Source organism: Niallia sp. FSL W8-0951, assembly GCF_038006525.1.
Lineage (GTDB): Bacteria > Bacillota > Bacilli > Bacillales > Cytobacillaceae > Niallia > Niallia circulans.
The window spans coordinates 56,126-75,275 of the sequence record NZ_JBBOVK010000002.1; the positions used below are offsets into that span (position 1 = coordinate 56,126).

The following is a 19,150-nucleotide window of genomic DNA, read 5'->3' on the forward strand; positions in this document are numbered from 1 at the left end:
GAAGGAAGCATACTTTCATATTGTATTATGAAACGTGGAATATTTCACTAATAAAGCTCACTTTTTTAAAATAAGTATTTTTTATAATAAAGTACTGTCATTTATTCATATGAAGGATAGTGTATTTTATATCAAAAAATTATCTTCTAGCCCAATTTTTCAAATTGCTGTTTTCCGGTTTAAATGTAGATTATTTGCAGCTAATATAGATAACCATCTCATTTGCCTTTTCCATTCTTGTTGAGCTTGTAATATTGATATAGGTTGAAATTTAATAGCATCACCAGGCTTTTTCTGAGCTACCAGGGGAATATCTGTGCCTATGACCATACCGATTTTTGTATAACCACCAGACATTTGGCAATCTGCCATCAAAATAATGGGCTTACCATTTGCCGGGACTTGGATTGTTCCTGGTGCTGCAAATTCACTAAGTATATCTGCAGACTTCTTATGTACTAGCGGATCTCCATTAAGACGGTATCCCATTCGATCTGATTGATTAGTCACTTGATAAAATCCTTTTACAAATATCTCCTTCGACTCTTCTTCAAATTCCCTATCATGCGGCCCCCACACAAATCTAACCACTTCATTTGAAAAATTCGGAATATAACAGCCTGGGATTCTCCGATTTTTCACCTCATTCATCCACTTAGGATGGAACGGTCCTATTGGAATATAATCATTACTTTGAAGAGCTCTTCCTTCTATTCCTCCATATCTTCCGCGAATAAAAGTTGCTTTACTTCCCATTACTGCTGGAACATCTATCCCGCCAAGGATAGCAAGATAGCTGCGACAGCCATTTTTCCCTTTTCCAAACTTCAAAATAGCTCCATCTTCGATATGGATAGCTCTCCACATAGGGATTGCTTTTCCATTTAATGCTGGCGATAAATCTGCTCCAGTAACCGCTATAATCCCTTCTCCTTTGAAAAGTATTTCTGGTCCTAATAATGTTATTTCTAAAGCAGCATAGTCAGGTGGATTGCCGACGATAATATTAGCCAGCTTCAAGGAAAGAGGATCCATCGCACCAGAAACTGAAACACCAAATGACTGATAAGATGGTCTCCCTAAATCTTGGATGGTTGTTAATAAGCCTGGTTTTAAACACTTTATATATTCCATAATTGATTCCACTCTTTTTGTACTTGACTGTTCCAATTTTGGGCGACTTCAGCTGAAATAGGCTCATATTTAACATAATCTCCTGCTTTGATAAGGTTAGGAGGATTCTTTGTCCCATCAAAAATATCCATTGGTGTCCATCCGACTAAGTGCCAACCTCCTGGAGATTCGACTGTGTAAATAGAAGTCATTTTGTCAGCGATAGCAACCGCACCTTTGGGCACTTTTACTCTTGGATTTGATTTTCTAGGAACAGCCATTCGTTTATCTAGATTTCCCATATATGGCAAGCCTGCAATAAATCCAATCATATAGACATAATAGGCATTTGAAGTTATTATTTCGATGATTTCCTCTTCACTTAAAGCCAACTTCTTTGCTAACTCAGGTAAATCAAGACCATACTGTTCATCAAAAACGACTGGAATATGAACCATCCGTGATTCTTGCTCTCGTCCGCTAACTTCTGTAAAATCAATATCGCTAAGCTTATCTTTTAATTGCTCAAAATTTATTAGCAGCGGATCATATAATATCGAGAAATTGCACATACCCTTAACAATATCTTTAACACCGCGAATGTTTAAAGACTTGATCACTTCAGCCACATGCTGCACCATCTGGTTGTTTTCAATTGATAAAATTCCCTCAAACTGGACGATTAAAATTTGTTCTCCCATTGGCAGAAATTCTATCTTTCTTTTGGTTTTCGGGGGTATTAGTTTCAATGAACTCACCTCTTGTCACTAAGCTTATACTCTACATGGATCTCTCCTCATTTTCTATTAACTTTATATGGGATATGATAAACTTCTATTTATTGTTTGTAAATAACAACTGTGTTAATTTTTAAAATATTCAAATAAAAATGCAAGAAGATTGCTGATTTAGGTTCCCTTTCCCCGTTTACTCGTCATATGAGTATGATGAATGGAAAATCATCTATTTTACTTATGACTCTCCATCCTGCTCCCTCCCTTCTAAAAAAAGAATGCGTACAAGAAATTCTTGCACGCATTGTAAACTATCATTATTATTCGTTGGTTAAGTCTTCCCCGTTGGAAGCTATTACTTTTTTATACCAATGAAACGATTTTTTCTTTGCTCTATTTAAAGTGCCATTTCCTTCATTATCGCGGTCCACGTAGATAAAACCATAGCGTTTTTTCATTTCGCCAGTTCCTGCTGATACCAAATCAATGCATCCCCAGCTTGTGTAGCCAAGCAGATCGACACCATCTTCGTCGACTGCTTCCTTCATCGCTTGAATATGTGCAGCAAGATACTCAATGCGATAATCGTCTTCTACATACCCAGATTCATCTGGTGTATCGACTGCACCAAGACCATTTTCTACAATAAATAAAGGTTTTTGGTAACGATCATATAAATCATTCATCGTGATGCGTAAGCCTAATGGGTCAATCTGCCATCCCCATTCGCTGGATTGAAGATAGGGGTTTTTAACAGTAGGGAACAGATTGCCCGCTGTCTTTTCCACATCAGAGTCTTCAGCTGCCGCAACACGAGAAGCATAATAAGAGAAGGAGATAAAATCAACCGTGTGATTTTTCAAAACCTCTAAATCTTCTGCAGTCATTTCTACCTCAATGCCTTTTCTCTCTAATTCTTTGAGTGCATAAGCAGGGTAGGCACCTTTTGATTGAACATCAATGAAAAAGTAATTGCCTCTATCCTTTTGCTTTCCTTCCCAAACATCTTCTGGTCGGCAGCTATAAGGATAGTAACTTGCAGCTGCCAGCATACATCCTATCTTATTCTCCGGATCAATTTCATGGGCGATTTTTGTTGCTTCCGCACTAGCTACCAATTCATGATGGGCAGCTTGGTATTTTATTTGCTCCTCATTTTCTCCTTCTTCAAAGCATAGTCCTGCGCCAAGAAATGGAGCATGCAGAATCATATTAATTTCATTAAAAGTAAGCCAGTATTTAACAAGCCCTTTATAGCGAGTAAATAATACAGTGCATAAACGTTTATAAAAATCAATCAGCTTTCGATTTCTCCATCCGCCATACTCCTCAATTAAATGCATCGGGCAATCAAAGTGAGTAATTGTCACTAACGGTTCGATTCCATATTTATGACATTCATTAAATAGATCTTCATAAAACTGTAGTCCCTCTTCATTTGGCTCCGTTTCATCCCCTTTTGGAAAAATGCGGCTCCACGCAATCGATAATCGATAGGTTTTAAAGCCCATTTCCCCGAACAAAGCAATATCTTCTTTATAACGATGATACATATCAATTGCTTCTTTCGCAGGATAAAAATAACCTTCCTCAAAAGAATACATCTTCTTTTTACCCGTAATAATACTTCTGCGATCAGGACCAGTTGGAATAACGTCCACATTTGCTAGACCTCTGCCACCTTCATTAAATCCGCCTTCACATTGATTCGCTGCGGTCGCACCGCCCCATAAAAAATCTTTTCTAAATCCCATTGTTTGTTCCTCCTATTTCATTACTTTTATTACTTCTTCACCAAAGTGAATGGGACCTTCATTTGCAATTAGAATATCTCCTACTTCTGCTGAATTTGTAATAACAACAGGTGTAATTACCTTATATCCTTTTGCTTTGATTCCCTCTAAATCAAATTGAATCAATTTGTCTCCTATTTGAATTTCTTGTCCTTTCTCAACAAAATATTCATATCCTTCTCCATTCAATTGAACCGTATCGATCCCTACATGAATCAATAGCTCCACTCCGTATTCACTAGTAATACCAATAGCATGTTTTGATTCAAATGTCGCACTAACTATTCCATTCACAGGGGAAAGCACAGTCCCTTCGGCTGGTTCAATGGCTACACCCTGTCCTAATATTTCCTCAGAAAACATGCCATCATCTACATATTTTAAGCTGTGTAAATTTCCTTGCAGCGGAGATACGATTGTTGCACCACCGATACTCAAATTAGGTGTTTCCTTTGTTGTTGATTCGTCAGCTTCCTCTTTTTCTTCTGCAACAGGGTCTTTGTATAAAATTAATGTCGCAATAAATGTTACTACAATACTAATAGCTGCGCCAATACATGCATAATAGAAGAAACTTAGTGTATTATCTCCAATATAACTAGGTAATGTTAATAGACCAGGTGAACCGCCAGAAAAGTTACGGACTCTACAAATACCCATGAATAGCCCGCCTGCTGCTCCACCAATCATAGCAGCATATAAAGGTGTCTTAAAGCGTAAGTTTACTCCATATAAAGCTGGTTCTGTAATACCAAACAAACCAGTTAGACCAGCAGAATAAGCTAATTGTTTAATTGTACTATCTTTTGACTTAACACCAACCCCAATAGCCGCAGCCCCTTGACTCACGTTCGATGCAAGCATACCTGGATAAATCACGGTATCATAACCAGTTGTCATACGATTGTTAATTCCAATTGGCACCAGACCATAGTGCGTACCAGTTGCCACAAGTAATGGACTAAATGTACCAACCAATAATGGCACGATCCATGGACTTACAGATTCTAATGCGGTGATTCCGTTTGAGATAGCATCACTGATTAAATAACCAATTGGTCCTAATACTACTAAACTTGCTGTTCCTACTATAAAAATGGTAATCATTGGTTTACTAAAGAACTTAATAGCTTTCGGTGAAACTTTATCTGCAAGTGGTTCAATATAAGACATAAACCAAACGGAAAGAATAATCGGGATAACAGAAGAAGAATAGGAAACGGCCGAAATAGGAAGTCCCATTAGTTTAATGGCTTCTCCGCCTTCTTTCGCGATATTTACCATTGCCACAAAGTTAGGATGCAGCAAGATTCCCCCTACCATCATCGCCAAAAATGGGTTGGCTTTGAACTTTTGAGCAGATGAGACAGCTAGTAAGATAGGTAAAAAATAGAAAGCTGCATCTGCCATGAAATTAATAATCTGATAACTTTGGCTTTCTGTTGTTAAAACTTTAAACACTACTAATATAGAAAGTACTGCTTTTAGCATCCCTGCCGCTGTAATCGCTGGCAGAATCGGGGTGAAGATTCCTGTTATCGTATCGATGACCTTTGCAAAAGCAGAACGCTTATCTTCTCCCTCACTCTTAGCTTCATCATTAGCAATATTAGTTTGTGAAATAATTTCTTTATAGACATTTCCAACATCACTTCCAATAATGACTTGGTATTGTCCACCTTTATTAACTACTCCCATTATTCCTGGCGTACTTTTCAATGTTTTTTCGTCTGGTTTCTGATCGTCCTTTAAATTAAATCGTAACCGTGTAGCACAGTGAGTTAAACTTTTAACATTTTCCTCACCACCAACTTTATCGATAATCACTTTAGCCAAATCTTGATAATTCATTTGGTTTGCCCTCCATTATTTTTATAAGCTAAAAAATATTTGTTGTAGTTTAAAAGGAATAAAAAAATACCTAAATGAAACCTCACAAACAGTTAGAGGTTCATTTAGGTATAGCCTGCATTATCAGTAACAATCCTAATCACTAGTTATTCTTTTTATATGAATCGTCAGGTAGATTAACTCATCTTCTTCTAATTCTCTTCCAAATTCTTTCTTAATGTACTCTCTAATTTTCAGAGCACAAGCATACTCATCTGTATACTTTTCCTTCAGCATGAAAATAAAACTAGACGTTCCGGCATCATCCAATTTAACCCCACTAAACATTCGTTGAAAGAAAAATTTCAAGTGGGTGATAAATCGTTCATAATTTAAGGAATACTCGTCTAAATCAATTTTGAAGTGATACTTTACAATATTAAGAATATTCTGGATAACCTTTGCCATTTCTGATACTTTGCTTACTTGACCCATATCAAGCTCCGCATTCACAATATGCAAGGCGATAAATCCAGCCTCATCCTCCGGCAAGTCAACACCGAGTCTGTTTTTTACAATCGATAACGCTTCTTTCCCAATTAAGAATTCATGATTATAAAATCTTTTAATCTCCCAAAGAAGAGCATTCTTAATTTCCATGCCATTCTCATAGCGCTCAATTGCATAACTGATATGATCGGTTAATGTTAAGAAGATATTTTCGCTTAATTTTTTTCCAAGCGATACTTTTGCAAAGCTGATGATTTCATTTGCCACTTGAATATGTTCCATCGGAATAGAAGAAAGCATTTGAGTTAATTTATTGACGCTCCACTCTTTTGAACTGAGATACATATTCTCAATCTTCGATTCATCAATAGCATCACCTGCTTTTTTCTTAAAGCCAAGCCCTTTACCCATAATGACAACTTCTTGATTATCATCATTCCTAGACAATACGATATTATTATTAATTACTTTCCATACGTTCATAAGATAGTCCCTATTCTTTTATTTTCTTTCACTACAACAAAAAATAGGTATAGCCCACAATAAAGCGGTAACAATCCTTTAAAATCAGTCTATCATAGGTAATTTCTACTGTCAATTTGATATTTTTTAAAATCTTGAGACAAGCTGCCTTTGTTTATTCCTAAAATAAAACGGAAAAACTATGTAAGCATAAAAATTTATCCAAAGTATTTGTTGCTATATAATGACACTAATACTTTTAAAAGGAGAAAATAATAGATGAATAACAATGAGCTTTTATCTTCTTTTACACTACCTAATGGTGTAACCCTTAAAAATCGAGTCGTTATGGCTCCCATGACTAATTTCTCTTCTAATCAAGATGGAACAGTCACAGCAGAAGAAGTTGATTATTATGCACATCGATCAGCTGGAGTTAGCATGGTTATTACTGCTTGTACAAATGTTGCGCGTAATGGTCAAGGATTTCCTGGGGAATTTGCTGCCTATAGTGACGAATTTATTCCTAGCTTAACAAAATTAGCTTCTAGTATTAAAGAACAAGGCGCAAAAGCAGTTCTGCAAATTTTCCACGGTGGACGAATGTGCCCTCCTGACTTAGTAAATGGAGATGTCGTGAGTGCTAGTAATATTCCTGCTGAAGGAGAAGGAAATGCTATTCCAAGAGAATTATCAGAAGCTGAAGTCGAAGCTATTATCGATGCTTTCGGAGAAACAACTCGCCGTGCTATTGAAGCTGGTTATGATGGAGTAGAGATTCATGGAGCAAATGGATATCTTATTCAACAATTTTTCTCTCCTCATTCTAACCGCCGTGAAGATCGCTTTGGTGGAAGCCTTGAAAAACGAATGACTTTTCCTTTAGCCATTATTGATAAGGTTAAAAGTATAGTCGAAAAACATGCTGCCTCTCCTTTCATTGTTGGTTATCGTTTTTCTCCTGAGGAGCCTGAAACACCTGGAATTACCATGGACGATACCCTTGCTCTAGTGGATAAACTTGCCGATAAAGGACTGGATTACTTACATGTATCTCTTCAGGATTTCCATTCAACACCAAGAAGAGGAGTAGAGGATATATCCAAAACTCGTATTGCCTATTTACTTGAAACCATCCATAATCGTGTACCGTTAATTGGCGTTGGCTCTATTTATACTGCAGAGGATGCTCAAAAAGCATTACAAACAGGAGTATCTTTGCTGGCATTAGGTAGAGGCCTTATTATCGAACCACATTGGGTACAAAAGCTAGCGGAAGGAAAAGAAGATACAATTGCTACAACACTGAATAAAGAAAAACAAAAAGAACTCGTCATTCCAGATCCACTCTGGAATGCTATTATCAATGCACCCGGCTGGTTCCCTGGTGTATAAAAAAGAATGCAGCTTTATCAAAAGCACCTGCTAAGCAGGTGCTTTTGATGTCTATTTTTTGGAAATCACAGTAAACATTTCAACCATTCTATGAGAAATAAAATTTTAGGGACTTCTCCCCTAAAATGACAGGAATATTTATTCAGTTAAGGTGGGGATATTATTTTCAAATTGATAGATTTTCAAAATGTTTTTTCTCCACAGCCTCCAAATTCCGTCTCTAATCATTCCATAGAAAAATCTTGGATTTTACTAACATTGTTGAAAGATTATAAAGTTACTCAAAATACTTATTACCCACTATCAAAATAATCCCCGGTATACCTACTATTATTCTGCCAAGCATAAAATCAAAATAACTAAAAGCTGCAAATAAGAAGAGTAGAATCCCAATTGTGATGGGGAAATTAAATTTCCATTCCGTGCGATCCTTCCATTTAAGCCTGTAATAAAAACAGAAAAAGCTGCCAACAAGGAAATAAGCTTCGATTATAGTCACTCCTAAGGCCTGAAGCCAACCACCATCCTCTTTTTTTAGCTATTTATATCAAAGATAAACAACTTCTTTTTATCCCTATATGGAATATACTACCACATCATAAATGATAATAATTAGATAAATCTTCAAAAATCCACAGTCCTTTTCTTTATATAAAAACAACTCCCTTTTCAGGGAGCTGCCTAATATATCCATTAAAGAATAATTCTCTTCACTTGTTTTACATAAAAATAGCGAACGATTAAGAAATAAAGAATCTGTATGAAAGCAAAGCTTCCTAATACCAATGCTGCCTCTCTTGTAATATTAAAATCAAACATATTGGATAGGGCAATAAGTGCGACAGAACCATGAATTAAAGCAACTATAATCGGTGAGAAAAATAAAAGAGCTATTTGTCTGGTAACGACTCTTTTCAACTCCGTCTCCATTAATCCAATTTTGGCAATCGATTGGAATTTGCGCTTTTCTTCCTCTAAATCAGTAAATAATCGGAAATAAAGGAAGCTTCCTGCAGAAACGAAGAATACAATCCCAATAAACAAGCCAATAAACAGAATAGGTCCAAACGCTTTATTGATTTGGTATATGGCATAATCGACAGAAAAAGCTTTATAGGATAATTCCTCATCCAATTGTTCCCCAACTGCAAGGACTTTGTCTTCTTGTCCTTCTTTCGCTTGCCATACAACACTTAGCTTGCTTTTTATTGGTTCATCCAGCTGATCATAAATTTTATCATTTACTACATAATAAGCCGTTATTTCTGTTAAAACAGACGCATCTATTACTCGAGAAGGCGTTAATTCTCGGTCGCCTTTTAAAGGAATGGCCGTTTCCAATAGCTTTTTGCTAGGTTTCTGTCCGCCTTCCTTTAAGACAGCATCACTTTGTTCTACAACAATGGCTTCATCTTCCTTTGGATGAATTTTCGTCTCTCCAATTAGCTCGGCAAAACGATTGTAATCAGATGCTCGCGCAATTAACACGTTCTTCTTTTCCCCAGCTAGTTTGTAATAATTCAATTGAGTCTCTTCACTGCTCACATCAAGCTTTTCATTTTCTATTAACGTATTCATTTTACTCTTATCTTTGGCAATTACTTCTTCACTGTCCTCTTCCAATGGAGAATAAGTAAAAGTATAGCGATTTATTTCTTTTATTCCTTTTGTTATATAGGATTGGAAACCATATAGTGTTCCAATGGCGCTAAAAGCCACTGTTGATATAATCGCCACCAAGAAAAAGGTTCTTGCATTATCTTTCATGCGAAAAGATAAATCGGAAAACAAGAGCATATTTGTTTTTTTCCAAAAAATAGACTTATTCCTTTTTATCTTGCGGATAAAATACACACTCAGTTGAGTAAATAAGAGATAGGTTCCGAGTGTTACTAAGAGAACAACTGGAACCAGCGCGTAAACAACCAATATTCCCTCTACAGAAATTGCAATAACATATCCTACAAGTAAGAGCAATCCTGCTAAAATCGATAGAAATAATGAAGCTTTCGGTTCTCCTTTTGACTTTTTATCCCCTTTGATTAAGTCAATCAACTTATTAGTACGAAGAATAAAGGAAACAAAGATAGAAATAAAGAAAAAGAGAATCAGAAAACTAATAAAAGTCACCACAATTGCCAATGTAGGGAAATAAAAATGGAGTGATTCTGTAATAATTAATACATTCTCAGCAATCAAAAGAATTACCTTCGCAAATACTAAGCCTGCGAGAATCCCACTCACTGTGGCAAAAAAGCCGATTAGAATATTTTCTAGAAAAACCAAAAGACGAATCTGCCGGTTAGATGCCCCAAGCATCATTAATAAGCCAAATTCCTTCTTTCTTGATTGTAAGAAAGAGCTCATAGAATATAAAACAAAAAAGAAAGAAAAGATATAAATAATTCCGCCAGCAACACCCATACCAAATAGTGCATTACTATTCATGTCGGGACCAGAAAAGGCTGGATGGAAAGCAAAGATAGCAAAGGTGAAGAATACCATCACTGTAAACATGCTGCTGAGAAAATAAGCGATATACAGCCGTTTATTACGAAGTACGTTATTAAACGCGAACTGACGAAAAGTCATTGCCGTCGCCTCCCATCAACGAAAGCATATCGATTATTTTTTGGAAGAATGCTTGTCTACTATCTCCTCGATGTATTTCAGAATGTAGCTTTCCATCGCGAATAAAGACTACTCTATCAGAATAACTAGCCGCTTGGGGATCATGTGTTACCATTAATAAACTTGTCTGTTTCCTTTCATTAATCGAGACAAGCATATTCATCACATCTTTTGCTGCTTTTGAATCTAGATTTCCTGTGGGCTCATCTGCTAATAATAGCTTTGGTTCATGAATCATTGCTCTGGCAATAGCAACCCGCTGCGCCTGCCCACCTGAGATTTCATATGTGCGTTTATTCAGAATCGCTGTAATCCCCAATTCCTTAGCAATTTCTTCTGCTTTCCTCTTCATTTCCTTAACAGGAGAGCCATCCAATGTTAATGGTAAAACGATATTTTCTTCCACTGTTAAAGTATGCAATAAATTAAAGTCCTGAAAGATAAAGCCTAATTCATTTCTGCGAAACTTAGCTAGTGCGTTTTTCTTTAGCTTATGAGGCATTTTCCCTTCTATTTCCACAGCACCTGTAGTTGGTCCATCATTCGTAGAAATGATATTAAGCAGCGTTGTTTTTCCACTTCCAGACGGCCCCATAATCACCACAAATTCACCTTTGTCAATTTCAAAATTAATATCAGTAAGGGCACGGTAAGCTATCTTTCCTTCGTAAACCTTACTTACGTTTGTAAGTTTAAGCATAATCCTTCTCCTCTCTAACAATTCTAGTAAAAGTATAGCCTGTAGAGGATATGGCATACTATCGATTATGCTTTCAGCAATCTTACATTGATGTAAGGTTTTGTGTATCCGAAAAAATAATCCTTATCGTTGTACCTATGCCGACCTTTGATTCCAATTCCAGACGATGCTCTAATCTCTCTGCCACTTCTTTTACTAAATAAAGCCCCATACCGGTAGATTCTCGATATTTGCGGCCATTTTCTCCTGTATAGAATTTATTAAAAACACGCTTCTGATCTACAATTGGTATACCAACACCAAAATCTTGCACCTCCAGGACAGCTTCTCCTGATTGTTCATATAAAGAAATAATGAGATGATTTGTTTTCCCTGCCGAATATTTCACAGCATTATGAACAAGCTGTGTCAAGAGAAAGAATAGCCACTTTTCATCTGTTTCTACTGTAATGCCTTGCTTTTCTTCTTTAAATTGCGGATACACTTCATTGCGAATATAAAAACGCTTATTTTCTTGATTCACCTCATGTATTAACTTAGAAAGAACGACAGGCTTAATTTGAAAATCTTCTGCAATGGTGCGAAGTCTCGCCATATAAAGAACAGTATTCAGCCCGTTTCGCATTCGGTCTGTCTCTTCCCGGATACTCGATGATTCTGGCTCATCCAGTGTTTGGGCTGTCAGCTCAATAATCGAAAGAGGTGTCTTCATTTGATGGACCCAGCGATCCATAAAGAGGAGATGCTCATCTTGTCTGTCCTCTGCTTTTTGAATTTCTTCTTGGTATAAACGATACTGTACCATTAGCAACTGATCGAGAGCTTCGGAAATTGGTTTTGCTTCCGTCGTATCCAAAGAACCATCTAATGTTCCGATTGAATGTTCAAGCCTTTGATAAAATTTCCTTCTACTCACATATTGATATAGTAAAAATACTGTTAAAAATACGATTGATAAGAAAATAGCATATAGACAGACTCTAATTCCTCGGTAACCATCCAGCCAAAATATAAACGGAATCAAAAGACATTGGATGAGCTGTATGATAATAAATAAAAAATGCTCGCGAATAAATAGCTTCATGCTTGTTCCTCTTTCCAAGTCGGCCGCAAGCGATATCCCGCTCCCCTTACTGTTTCTACTGCCTCCTCAATCCCTAGCTCTTGAAATTTTTTCCGTACACGCGTGATATTCACATTCAATGTATTCTCGTCGACATATGCTTCATCATCCCAAAGCTTTGCTAATAAATCTTGCCGGCCAGCAACACGTGGGTAGCGATCAAGTAAGCTTTCGATAATGTCTGTTTCTTTTTTCGTTAATTGCGTTACTTTGTCTTTAAATCGTAATTCAAACCGTTCTGGATATAAGCTCAAATCCCCTTCACGAAGCACTCTTTCCTCATGTTTTAAGGAATATTCCCCATATGCTCGGCGGAGCTGGCTTCTAATTTTCGCCATCACAATATCAGGATGAAATGGCTTTGTAATAAAATCATCCCCACCATTTTCAATTGCCATTACTTGATCCATTTCGCCCGTTCTTGCTGAAATGAAAATGACCGGGCAAAGGGATTCTTTGCGAATTTGCCGGCACCAATAGTAACCATCGAAGCTTGGAAGGTTAATGTCTAATAGAACAAGGTCTGGTTTTTCCCTTCTAAATGTCTCCATTATAGTTTCAAAATCAATTGCGGTGATAACTTCATATTGATATTTCTTTATGTAGGCACTGAGATGTTCTGCGATTTTTACATCGTCTTCGATAATCATGATTTTTTGCATTGTTAGTTTCTCCTAGGACTTGATGATTTAGTTTAAGTTTAATTTAAGAGGAGATTCTGTTCAAGATTAGGTTTTGTAGAAGGGAAGGGAGAAAACAAAAAAAGAAGCAAAAGGACTTCTGCCTCCCTGCCTCAAAGCTGATACACTGAAATCCTCCTGCACCATCGACAATCGCTGCTTCATATTGTTTCTGCACCTATGTCCTCCGTTATTCTTTTTAATCTGTCTTCCTCGACAAAGGTTTTCGAGCTTTTTCCTCCGATTTCCTGATTCATTATTTGAACATTCTTTGTGAAATAATCTTGAAGGAACTCTCCCAAGCCTCCTTGATAGTTGTTATCTTCCAATTTCTGGATAGTTGAATCCGTCGCAAGAAAAATTCTAATTTATTTAGCCTCATAAAATGTCTCCCTTCCTTCGATGGTATCATCGCCTTTCCTATCTCTTCATTTTTCTATAATACAATGGAACATACCCAGTCACTTCCTTAAATACCCTGCCAAAATGGGTAACACTTCCAAAGCCAACTTTTTTGGATATTAAGTTTACTTTCATTGAAGAACTCTCCAATAGCTTCTTCGCCTCTTTAATCCGCACACTGTTCAAGTACTCTACAAAGGTAAACCCTGTTGCCTCTTTAAAAAAACGACTTAAGTAGTATGGACTAATATAGAATTTCTCTGCCACTGATTGAAGCGAAAGTTTATTCATATAATGGCTGTTGAGATAACGTACAACCTCCGAGATTCTCTCATGCATCGGGCTCGGCGATTCTAATGGCTGCGTGTTATTCTGTTTAATATGCCGGCAGCAAATAATAAGCATCTGTAGGACCAATGTTTGGATATATATTTCATAGCCTGGTCTTTGCTCTTGAATCTCTTCAATAACCTTTTGCGAAAGACTATCTATGGCAAGTAACTCATTCAGCGGGCACCTAACAATAAGGTAATCATTCTCAAACAAGGGTTGATAAATATCTAGATAAGAAGGACTTATTTGCGCAAGATGTTTTTCATGAATATTAACTATAAACCGCTCATGTTTTGGCTTTTCTGTATTTGTTGTCCGATGGAGGATATTAGGAGAAATAATAACAATATCTCCTTGGTGAATTACTATAGTACGATCCTTAATAAAAAATTCCCGTTTGCCAGAGATTAAATAGTAGATTTCCAATGTACTATGGAAATGATTAGCTGGCATATGATGGCTTAATGCTTTTCGCTGGGACACTATGAATGTCTCCCCCGCATTATTAAATAAAATATCTCTCAGTTTATTCCCCTCCCCTTTTTCCCTTATTATCTTTATTATACGTACCCAAAATTGCAAGATATAAGAAGTTTTTGGATTTTCTCGCAAAAATAGTACATAATTCTGTGCTACCCTAGTCTTATATTTAGGAAGGAGGAATATCAGGTTGACATTCTCTGAATCTAGCACTTATGTGAAGGCTAATGAAACTTTAACCCCTATCCAATGGGCGGAGAAGGCTTGTGAAACAATAATGACTAAATTTGAAGCTGAACAACTTCCACCAGAACGATTTCATTATCATCAAGGAGTCTTTTTATCTGGGATGGAGAAATGCTGGAAAGAAACGAAAAAGGATAAGTATTTTACTTATATTAAGAAATGGGTCGACAGCCATGTTCGCGAAGATGGAAGCGTCACCAAATTAAAAACAGATGAACTGGATGATATGCAGCCAGGTGTGCTTCTTTTCAATCTTTATGAACAAACAGGCGATGAACGATACAAAAAAGCACTTTATCATATTGTTCCCTTATTAAAGACCTTAAAGTGCAATCCCTCTGGCGGTTTCTGGCATAAGGAACATTATCCAAATCAAATGTGGCTGGACGGTTTGTATATGGGAGGCCCAATTGCCGTCCAGTTTGCAAAAGCCTTCGGAGAAACAGAATATGCTGACATGATCACACACCAAGCACTATTACTGGAGAAACATACGAAGGATCCAGAAACTGGCTTGTTATATCATGGCTGGGATGAAACCAAAGCTGCCGAATGGGCAGATCCCATTACTGGAGCCGCTCCAGAATTTTGGGGCAGAGCAATTGGCTGGGTCCCTGCAGCTCTCTTGGAAATATTGGAATACCTCCCTGAAGACCATAAAGATAAAAAAGCATTAACAAGTATGCTTCAAGACCTGTTAATTGCTTTAACCAAATACCAAGATTCGAACAGCGGTTTATGGTATCAAGTAATTGATAAAGGACATTTATCCGACAACTGGCTGGAAAACTCTTGCTCTTCCCTGTTTGTTCATGCCATCGCTAAAGCAGTCCGTTTAGGCTATCTAGAAGACAAGTATTTGCCATTTGCTCAGAAAGGCTATCAAGGTGTGATTGATACATTAAAATATGATACGAATGGAAATCTAATCATTGGTAATATCTGCATTGGTACAGGAATCGGGGACTATCAACACTATATTGTCCGTCCTACTAGCGAGAACGATTTACATGGCGCAGGTGCTTTTATTCTCATGTGTGTCGAAATGAACCATGCTTTAGGTCAGCAAGCGAGTTAAAGCTACATTCCAACAAGATAAAGTGGAGGGGCGATTTTTCAGCCTAAAAAAAGCAAACTCTATCGATTGCCCCTTCTACTTAATGATAAATATAAATTCTCTTCCCCTATCCTTCTGTCCTGTTTTCTCGGATACTTTGTATAGAAAGAAGCAAAAGCATAGAGCACCCGATTTATCTTTTATCTGATTTCTCTCTCATTCGATTAGCATCCTCCCTTGGTGGAAGACCAAACATACGAGAATAATCTCGACTAAATTGCGATGGACTTTCATAGCCTACCCTAAATGCGATATTAGCAATATCTGACGAATCAGCTAATAATAAGCGCCTAGCTTCCTGGAGTCTCAATTGTTTTTTGAAATAATTAGGGCTCATGGCTGTAACCTCTTTGAAGTGCCTATGGAGAGAAGCATTACTCATATTAGCTATTTTTGCAAGTTCCTCAATTTTAATAGAGCGAGTATAATTGTTGATAATATATTCAATAACATTTCTTATTCGCTTACCTTTGCTGCCCTCTATAGCCATTTGTTCTAAAGATTCTCCGTGCGGACCATGTAAAATCCAATAGAGAATTTCCTTTGTAAATAACGGTGCTAGTACGGGGATATGTTCCGGTTTTTCTAGCAATCTAGCTAACCTAATAACAGCATCCAAAAGAAATGGCTCTATCTTGCTGACATACATAGCACGCTTGGTATTTTTCTTCATGCCCATTTGAATATCAGCTTCACTCAATACTTCTACGATTTGATGAGGTGTAAATTCAAGCTTAAGAGCCAAATAAGGAGTGTCAGAAGAGGCTTTTACTACTCTTCCGGTAACCGGCAAGTCAGCTGATGCAACAATGTAGTTGCCATAACCATACCTAAAGCGTTCCTTTGATAATAATACTTCCTTCTCCCCTTGAACGATAAGGCAAAAGGATGTTTCGTTTACTCTGGCAATTGGTTCGGAAGTAATTGATTCACGGATTAGGAAGAGTGAGTGGATAGCAGTTGAATGAACCCCATCCTCTTCTGAATAACGTTCAATGAGTTCGGCAAGTTCTTGCAGATGTAAGTTGATTTTTCTAGACATATGGGATTCTCCAGCATTTTTGATAGTCACATTCTATCTTATATTTGTCGATTGTGTAAATGATTTTGATAGGATTAAGCAAAAACTTGAAAGGATTAAGATAACGTTTACGCTTTCATCTGTTGCATAATAGACATAGCCTAATATATTCAAAAAGAGCTAGGAGTAAATGTCATGATTGAAAAACAATATCACTTTAGCGCTATTATTGGATTGGCTCGTCTAGCAAGTACATTAGTACGTATTTCTAATAAACATCTATCAAAAGTAGTTGTTGAATACAAAGGGATTACAGTTGAATTGGATTATACACTTGAGTCAATCATGGATGTTATGTCCCTTGATATTAGACCTGGTGATCTATTCCACATAAGGTTCGTGGGAATAGATGAAGTTCAGGCTCTGCAATTAATTGAGGATCAATTTGGTAGGATGAATTTATAAATAGCAAGATAGAAATAACTTCAAACAGCGAGGGGGATTAACATGGAATACACAAAACTCGGTAATACAGGCTTAGATATATCGCGATTATGTTTAGGTTGTATGGGCTTTGGGGATGCGAACAAATGGATCCACCAATGGGTACTTAGTGAAAAGGAGTCTCGTTCTATTATCAATAAAGCACTTGAGTTGGGGATTAATTTTTTCGATACAGCAAATGTGTATTCTCAAGGGACAAGTGAAGAATATCTAGGGAGAGCTCTAAAGGAATACGCGAATCGTGATGAAGTGGTAATAGCAACGAAAATATATGGGCAAATCCATGAAGGACCAAATGGATCCGGACTTTCACGAAAAGCAATTATGAGTGAAATTGATAAAAGTCTTCACAGGTTGGAAACAGATTACGTAGACCTTTATATTATTCATCGCTGGGATTACCATACTCCTATTGAAGAAACAATGGAAGCATTACATGATATTGTAAAGGCTGGTAAGGTAAGATATATTGGGGCATCTGCTATGTTTGCATGGCAATTTCAAAAGGCACTACACGTAGCAGAAAAGAATGGCTGGACTAAATTTGTCTCCATGCAGAATCATTTAAACCTTATTTACCGCGAAGAAGAACGAGAAATGCTCCCACTTTGTAAGGAGGAAAGAATCGGTGTAACACCATACAGTCCACTAGCATCAGGGAGATTGACGCGTGATTGGTCGCAAACAACGTACCGTTCAGAAACAGATCAAATTCAAAAATCTAAATACGACGCAACTGCGGATACTGATCGATTAGTGGTAGAGCGAGTTGCAGAACTTGCAAAAAAATATGGTGTTCCCCGTACTCAGATTGCGCTTGCTTGGTTGCTGCAAAAAGAAACGGTATCGTCCCCTATCATTGGAGCAACTAAAATATCTCATCTGGTAGATGCCGTTGGTGCCCTAACCATTAAGTTAACAGCGAATGAGGCTGCATTTCTAGAAGAGCCATATATACCACATTTAATAGTTGGACATAGTTAATGAGTGATTTCATTTGAAGCATATTCTTTAAATAAAAGAGACAAATTCGGACAGCTTACAGAAGTAAATTGATTTTTGGTTTTAAATCACTACCTTATAGATTAGGAAATAATCTTATATTTATTTCTTCGTCAGAATGTTCCCTTCAGCCTAATAATTAATAATAACTTAATTAAGAAAAGAAACATACATTAGCCCTCCTGTTATGAAGGGCTTATATAATGTAGTAATTGAAAATGGGCCCCTACTATGCAAAATTGTCAATTGGTTGATGGAGCCATTAATAATCATGCAATTTTTTTATATTGCGACCTTTGCCATGAGGGATACATAATGGCGTCCCAAAGAGAGGATCTTCAGTCACTTCACATTCTAGGTTAAAAACGTCTTTAACCATCTTTGCTGTAATTACTTCTTCCGGTTTTCCCTGTACATAAACAGATCTATCCTTAATTGCAATTAGATTATTGGCATAGCGACAGGCTAGATTTAAGTCATGAAGAACCATTACAATCGTACGGTTTTCTTTTTCATTTAATTCGAATAATAAGTCCAGAACCTCGATTTGGTGGGTCATATCCAGGTAGGTTGTCGGTTCATCCAGCAAGATAATGTTGGTATTTTGTGCAAGGGTCATTGCAACCCAGGCACGTTGTCTTTGTCCTCCAGATAACGAATCAACCAGACGATCGCTCAGTGCAGACATACCCGTTGCCTCAAGAGCGTTATGAACGATTTGTTCATCTTCCTCCGACCATTGTCTGTACCATTTTTGATATGGATAACGGCCTTGTTTTACTAATTGCAAAACCGTTAACCCTTCTGGAGCAACAGGGCCTTGCGGAAGAATTGCTAATTGCTTGGCGATTTCTTTGGTGGACAGCTCAGAAATTTTTTGTGCTTCAATTAAAATGGATCCAGACTGTGGTTTTAATAAACGAGCTAATGAACGTAACAGTGTTGATTTTCCACAGCCATTACTGCCAATAAACACAGTGATTTCTCCTTTAGGAATCTTCATATATAAATCATCTATAATGACTGTATCTCCATAAGATATGGTCAAGGAATTTGTCTCTAAAAGAACCATTG

The 19,150-nt window shown here is 37.1% G+C and carries 16 protein-coding genes; 4 read left to right on the forward strand and 12 right to left on the reverse strand.

All coding sequences use genetic code 11. The annotated features are described in order from the left end of the window. Nucleotides 1-159: 159 nt before the first annotated feature. The 5 genes from NSS71_RS20265 to licT all read right to left on the reverse strand — a co-directional run bounded on the left by NSS71_RS20265 (nucleotide 160) and on the right by licT (nucleotide 6,463). A complete protein-coding gene (locus NSS71_RS20265) occupies nucleotides 160-1,134 on the reverse strand; it encodes a 5-oxoprolinase subunit C family protein (RefSeq protein WP_047943262.1) in 975 nt (324 codons plus the stop codon). Beyond that, on the reverse strand, nucleotides 1,122-1,862 hold the full coding sequence (pxpB, locus tag NSS71_RS20270) for a 5-oxoprolinase subunit PxpB (protein WP_236691801.1): 741 nt from the start codon (nucleotides 1,860-1,862) through the stop codon (nucleotides 1,122-1,124). Before pxpB ends, NSS71_RS20265 begins: the two co-directional genes overlap by 13 nt. Nucleotides 1,863-2,167: 305 nt before the next feature. After that, complete coding sequence (locus tag NSS71_RS20275; protein WP_061799984.1) at nucleotides 2,168-3,601, reverse strand: 6-phospho-beta-glucosidase; 1,434 nt, start codon at nucleotides 3,599-3,601, stop codon at nucleotides 2,168-2,170. A 12-nt stretch (nucleotides 3,602-3,613) separates the two neighbouring features. Then, nucleotides 3,614-5,491 (reverse strand): beta-glucoside-specific PTS transporter subunit IIABC, encoded by a 1,878-nt coding sequence (locus NSS71_RS20280; RefSeq protein ID WP_341151981.1) that lies wholly within the window; start codon nucleotides 5,489-5,491, stop codon nucleotides 3,614-3,616. A gap of 135 nt (nucleotides 5,492-5,626) precedes the next feature. After that, the gene (gene licT, locus NSS71_RS20285; protein ID WP_047943265.1) at nucleotides 5,627-6,463 is read right to left on the reverse strand and encodes a BglG family transcription antiterminator LicT; all 837 of its coding nucleotides are present in this window, start codon (nucleotides 6,461-6,463) and stop codon (nucleotides 5,627-5,629) included. 258 nt (nucleotides 6,464-6,721) lie between these two features. Here licT and NSS71_RS20290 point away from each other — a divergent pair, with 258 nt between their 5' ends. Further along, nucleotides 6,722-7,837 (forward strand): NADH-dependent flavin oxidoreductase, encoded by a 1,116-nt coding sequence (locus NSS71_RS20290; protein WP_061799980.1) that lies wholly within the window; start codon nucleotides 6,722-6,724, stop codon nucleotides 7,835-7,837. A 693-nt stretch (nucleotides 7,838-8,530) separates the two neighbouring features. Here NSS71_RS20290 and NSS71_RS20295 read toward each other — a convergent pair. The 5 genes from NSS71_RS20295 to NSS71_RS20315 all read right to left on the reverse strand — a co-directional run bounded on the left by NSS71_RS20295 (nucleotide 8,531) and on the right by NSS71_RS20315 (nucleotide 14,189). Next, entirely contained in the window at nucleotides 8,531-10,429 is a 1,899-nt protein-coding gene (locus tag NSS71_RS20295; protein ID WP_061799978.1) for an ABC transporter permease, read from the reverse strand. Beyond that, nucleotides 10,404-11,168, reverse strand: coding sequence for an ABC transporter ATP-binding protein (locus tag NSS71_RS20300; RefSeq protein ID WP_047943268.1), 765 nt, complete (start codon nucleotides 11,166-11,168; stop codon nucleotides 10,404-10,406). The genes NSS71_RS20295 and NSS71_RS20300 overlap by 26 nt, the downstream gene beginning before the upstream one ends. Nucleotides 11,169-11,250: 82 nt before the next feature. Then, complete coding sequence (locus NSS71_RS20305; protein ID WP_341151982.1) at nucleotides 11,251-12,252, reverse strand: sensor histidine kinase; 1,002 nt, start codon at nucleotides 12,250-12,252, stop codon at nucleotides 11,251-11,253. Continuing rightward, the gene (locus tag NSS71_RS20310; RefSeq protein WP_095259454.1) at nucleotides 12,249-12,953 is read right to left on the reverse strand and encodes a response regulator transcription factor; all 705 of its coding nucleotides are present in this window, start codon (nucleotides 12,951-12,953) and stop codon (nucleotides 12,249-12,251) included. Before NSS71_RS20310 ends, NSS71_RS20305 begins: the two co-directional genes overlap by 4 nt. Before the next feature lie 438 nt (nucleotides 12,954-13,391). Next, nucleotides 13,392-14,189: a helix-turn-helix transcriptional regulator gene (locus tag NSS71_RS20315; protein WP_309325770.1), complete on the reverse strand. Its 798-nt coding sequence runs from the start codon at nucleotides 14,187-14,189 to the stop codon at nucleotides 13,392-13,394. Between the two features lie 187 nt (nucleotides 14,190-14,376). Here NSS71_RS20315 and NSS71_RS20320 point away from each other — a divergent pair, with 187 nt between their 5' ends. Further along, nucleotides 14,377-15,510 carry a glycoside hydrolase family 88/105 protein gene (locus NSS71_RS20320; protein ID WP_268874858.1) on the forward strand — a complete coding sequence of 378 codons (1,134 nt, stop codon included), beginning with the start codon at nucleotides 14,377-14,379 and terminating at the stop codon, nucleotides 15,508-15,510. Nucleotides 15,511-15,682: 172 nt separating this feature from the next. Here NSS71_RS20320 and NSS71_RS20325 read toward each other — a convergent pair whose 3' ends face one another. Next, on the reverse strand, nucleotides 15,683-16,591 hold the full coding sequence (locus NSS71_RS20325) for an AraC family transcriptional regulator (protein WP_061799977.1): 909 nt from the start codon (nucleotides 16,589-16,591) through the stop codon (nucleotides 15,683-15,685). A gap of 174 nt (nucleotides 16,592-16,765) precedes the next feature. Here NSS71_RS20325 and NSS71_RS20330 point away from each other — a divergent pair, with 174 nt between their 5' ends. Together NSS71_RS20330 and NSS71_RS20335 are read left to right on the forward strand one after the other, a co-directional pair. Further along, nucleotides 16,766-17,035 carry an HPr family phosphocarrier protein gene (locus NSS71_RS20330; RefSeq protein WP_341151983.1) on the forward strand — a complete coding sequence of 90 codons (270 nt, stop codon included), beginning with the start codon at nucleotides 16,766-16,768 and terminating at the stop codon, nucleotides 17,033-17,035. A gap of 42 nt (nucleotides 17,036-17,077) precedes the next feature. After that, nucleotides 17,078-18,058 (forward strand): aldo/keto reductase, encoded by a 981-nt coding sequence (locus tag NSS71_RS20335; RefSeq protein ID WP_061799973.1) that lies wholly within the window; start codon nucleotides 17,078-17,080, stop codon nucleotides 18,056-18,058. Nucleotides 18,059-18,338: 280 nt separating this feature from the next. On the opposite strand, the gene NSS71_RS20340 is transcribed toward NSS71_RS20335, so the two are convergent. Further along, on the reverse strand, nucleotides 18,339-19,148 hold the full coding sequence (locus NSS71_RS20340; protein WP_061799971.1) for an ABC transporter ATP-binding protein: 810 nt from the start codon (nucleotides 19,146-19,148) through the stop codon (nucleotides 18,339-18,341). Nucleotides 19,149-19,150 lie beyond the last annotated feature (2 nt).

What these genes read in the sequence shown, in the direction of transcription:
- NSS71_RS20265 (WP_047943262.1), bottom strand. Translation starts at nt 1,134, where the DNA reads ATGGAATATATAAAGTGTTTAAAACCAGGCTTATTAACAACCATCCAA.
- NSS71_RS20275 (WP_061799984.1), bottom strand. Translation starts at nt 3,601, where the DNA reads ATGGGATTTAGAAAAGATTTTTTATGGGGCGGTGCGACCGCAGCGAAT.
- NSS71_RS20280 (WP_341151981.1), bottom strand. Translation starts at nt 5,491, where the DNA reads ATGAATTATCAAGATTTGGCTAAAGTGATTATCGATAAAGTTGGTGGT.
- licT (WP_047943265.1), bottom strand. Translation starts at nt 6,463, where the DNA reads ATGAACGTATGGAAAGTAATTAATAATAATATCGTATTGTCTAGGAAT.
- NSS71_RS20290 (WP_061799980.1), top strand. Translation starts at nt 6,722, where the DNA reads ATGAATAACAATGAGCTTTTATCTTCTTTTACACTACCTAATGGTGTA.
- NSS71_RS20295 (WP_061799978.1), bottom strand. Translation starts at nt 10,429, where the DNA reads ATGACTTTTCGTCAGTTCGCGTTTAATAACGTACTTCGTAATAAACGG.
- NSS71_RS20300 (WP_047943268.1), bottom strand. Translation starts at nt 11,168, where the DNA reads ATGCTTAAACTTACAAACGTAAGTAAGGTTTACGAAGGAAAGATAGCT.
- NSS71_RS20305 (WP_341151982.1), bottom strand. Translation starts at nt 12,252, where the DNA reads ATGAAGCTATTTATTCGCGAGCATTTTTTATTTATTATCATACAGCTC.
- NSS71_RS20310 (WP_095259454.1), bottom strand. Translation starts at nt 12,953, where the DNA reads ATGCAAAAAATCATGATTATCGAAGACGATGTAAAAATCGCAGAACAT.
- NSS71_RS20325 (WP_061799977.1), bottom strand. Translation starts at nt 16,591, where the DNA reads ATGTCTAGAAAAATCAACTTACATCTGCAAGAACTTGCCGAACTCATT.
- NSS71_RS20330 (WP_341151983.1), top strand. Translation starts at nt 16,766, where the DNA reads ATGATTGAAAAACAATATCACTTTAGCGCTATTATTGGATTGGCTCGT.
- NSS71_RS20335 (WP_061799973.1), top strand. Translation starts at nt 17,078, where the DNA reads ATGGAATACACAAAACTCGGTAATACAGGCTTAGATATATCGCGATTA.
- NSS71_RS20340 (WP_061799971.1), bottom strand. Translation starts at nt 19,148, where the DNA reads ATGGTTCTTTTAGAGACAAATTCCTTGACCATATCTTATGGAGATACA.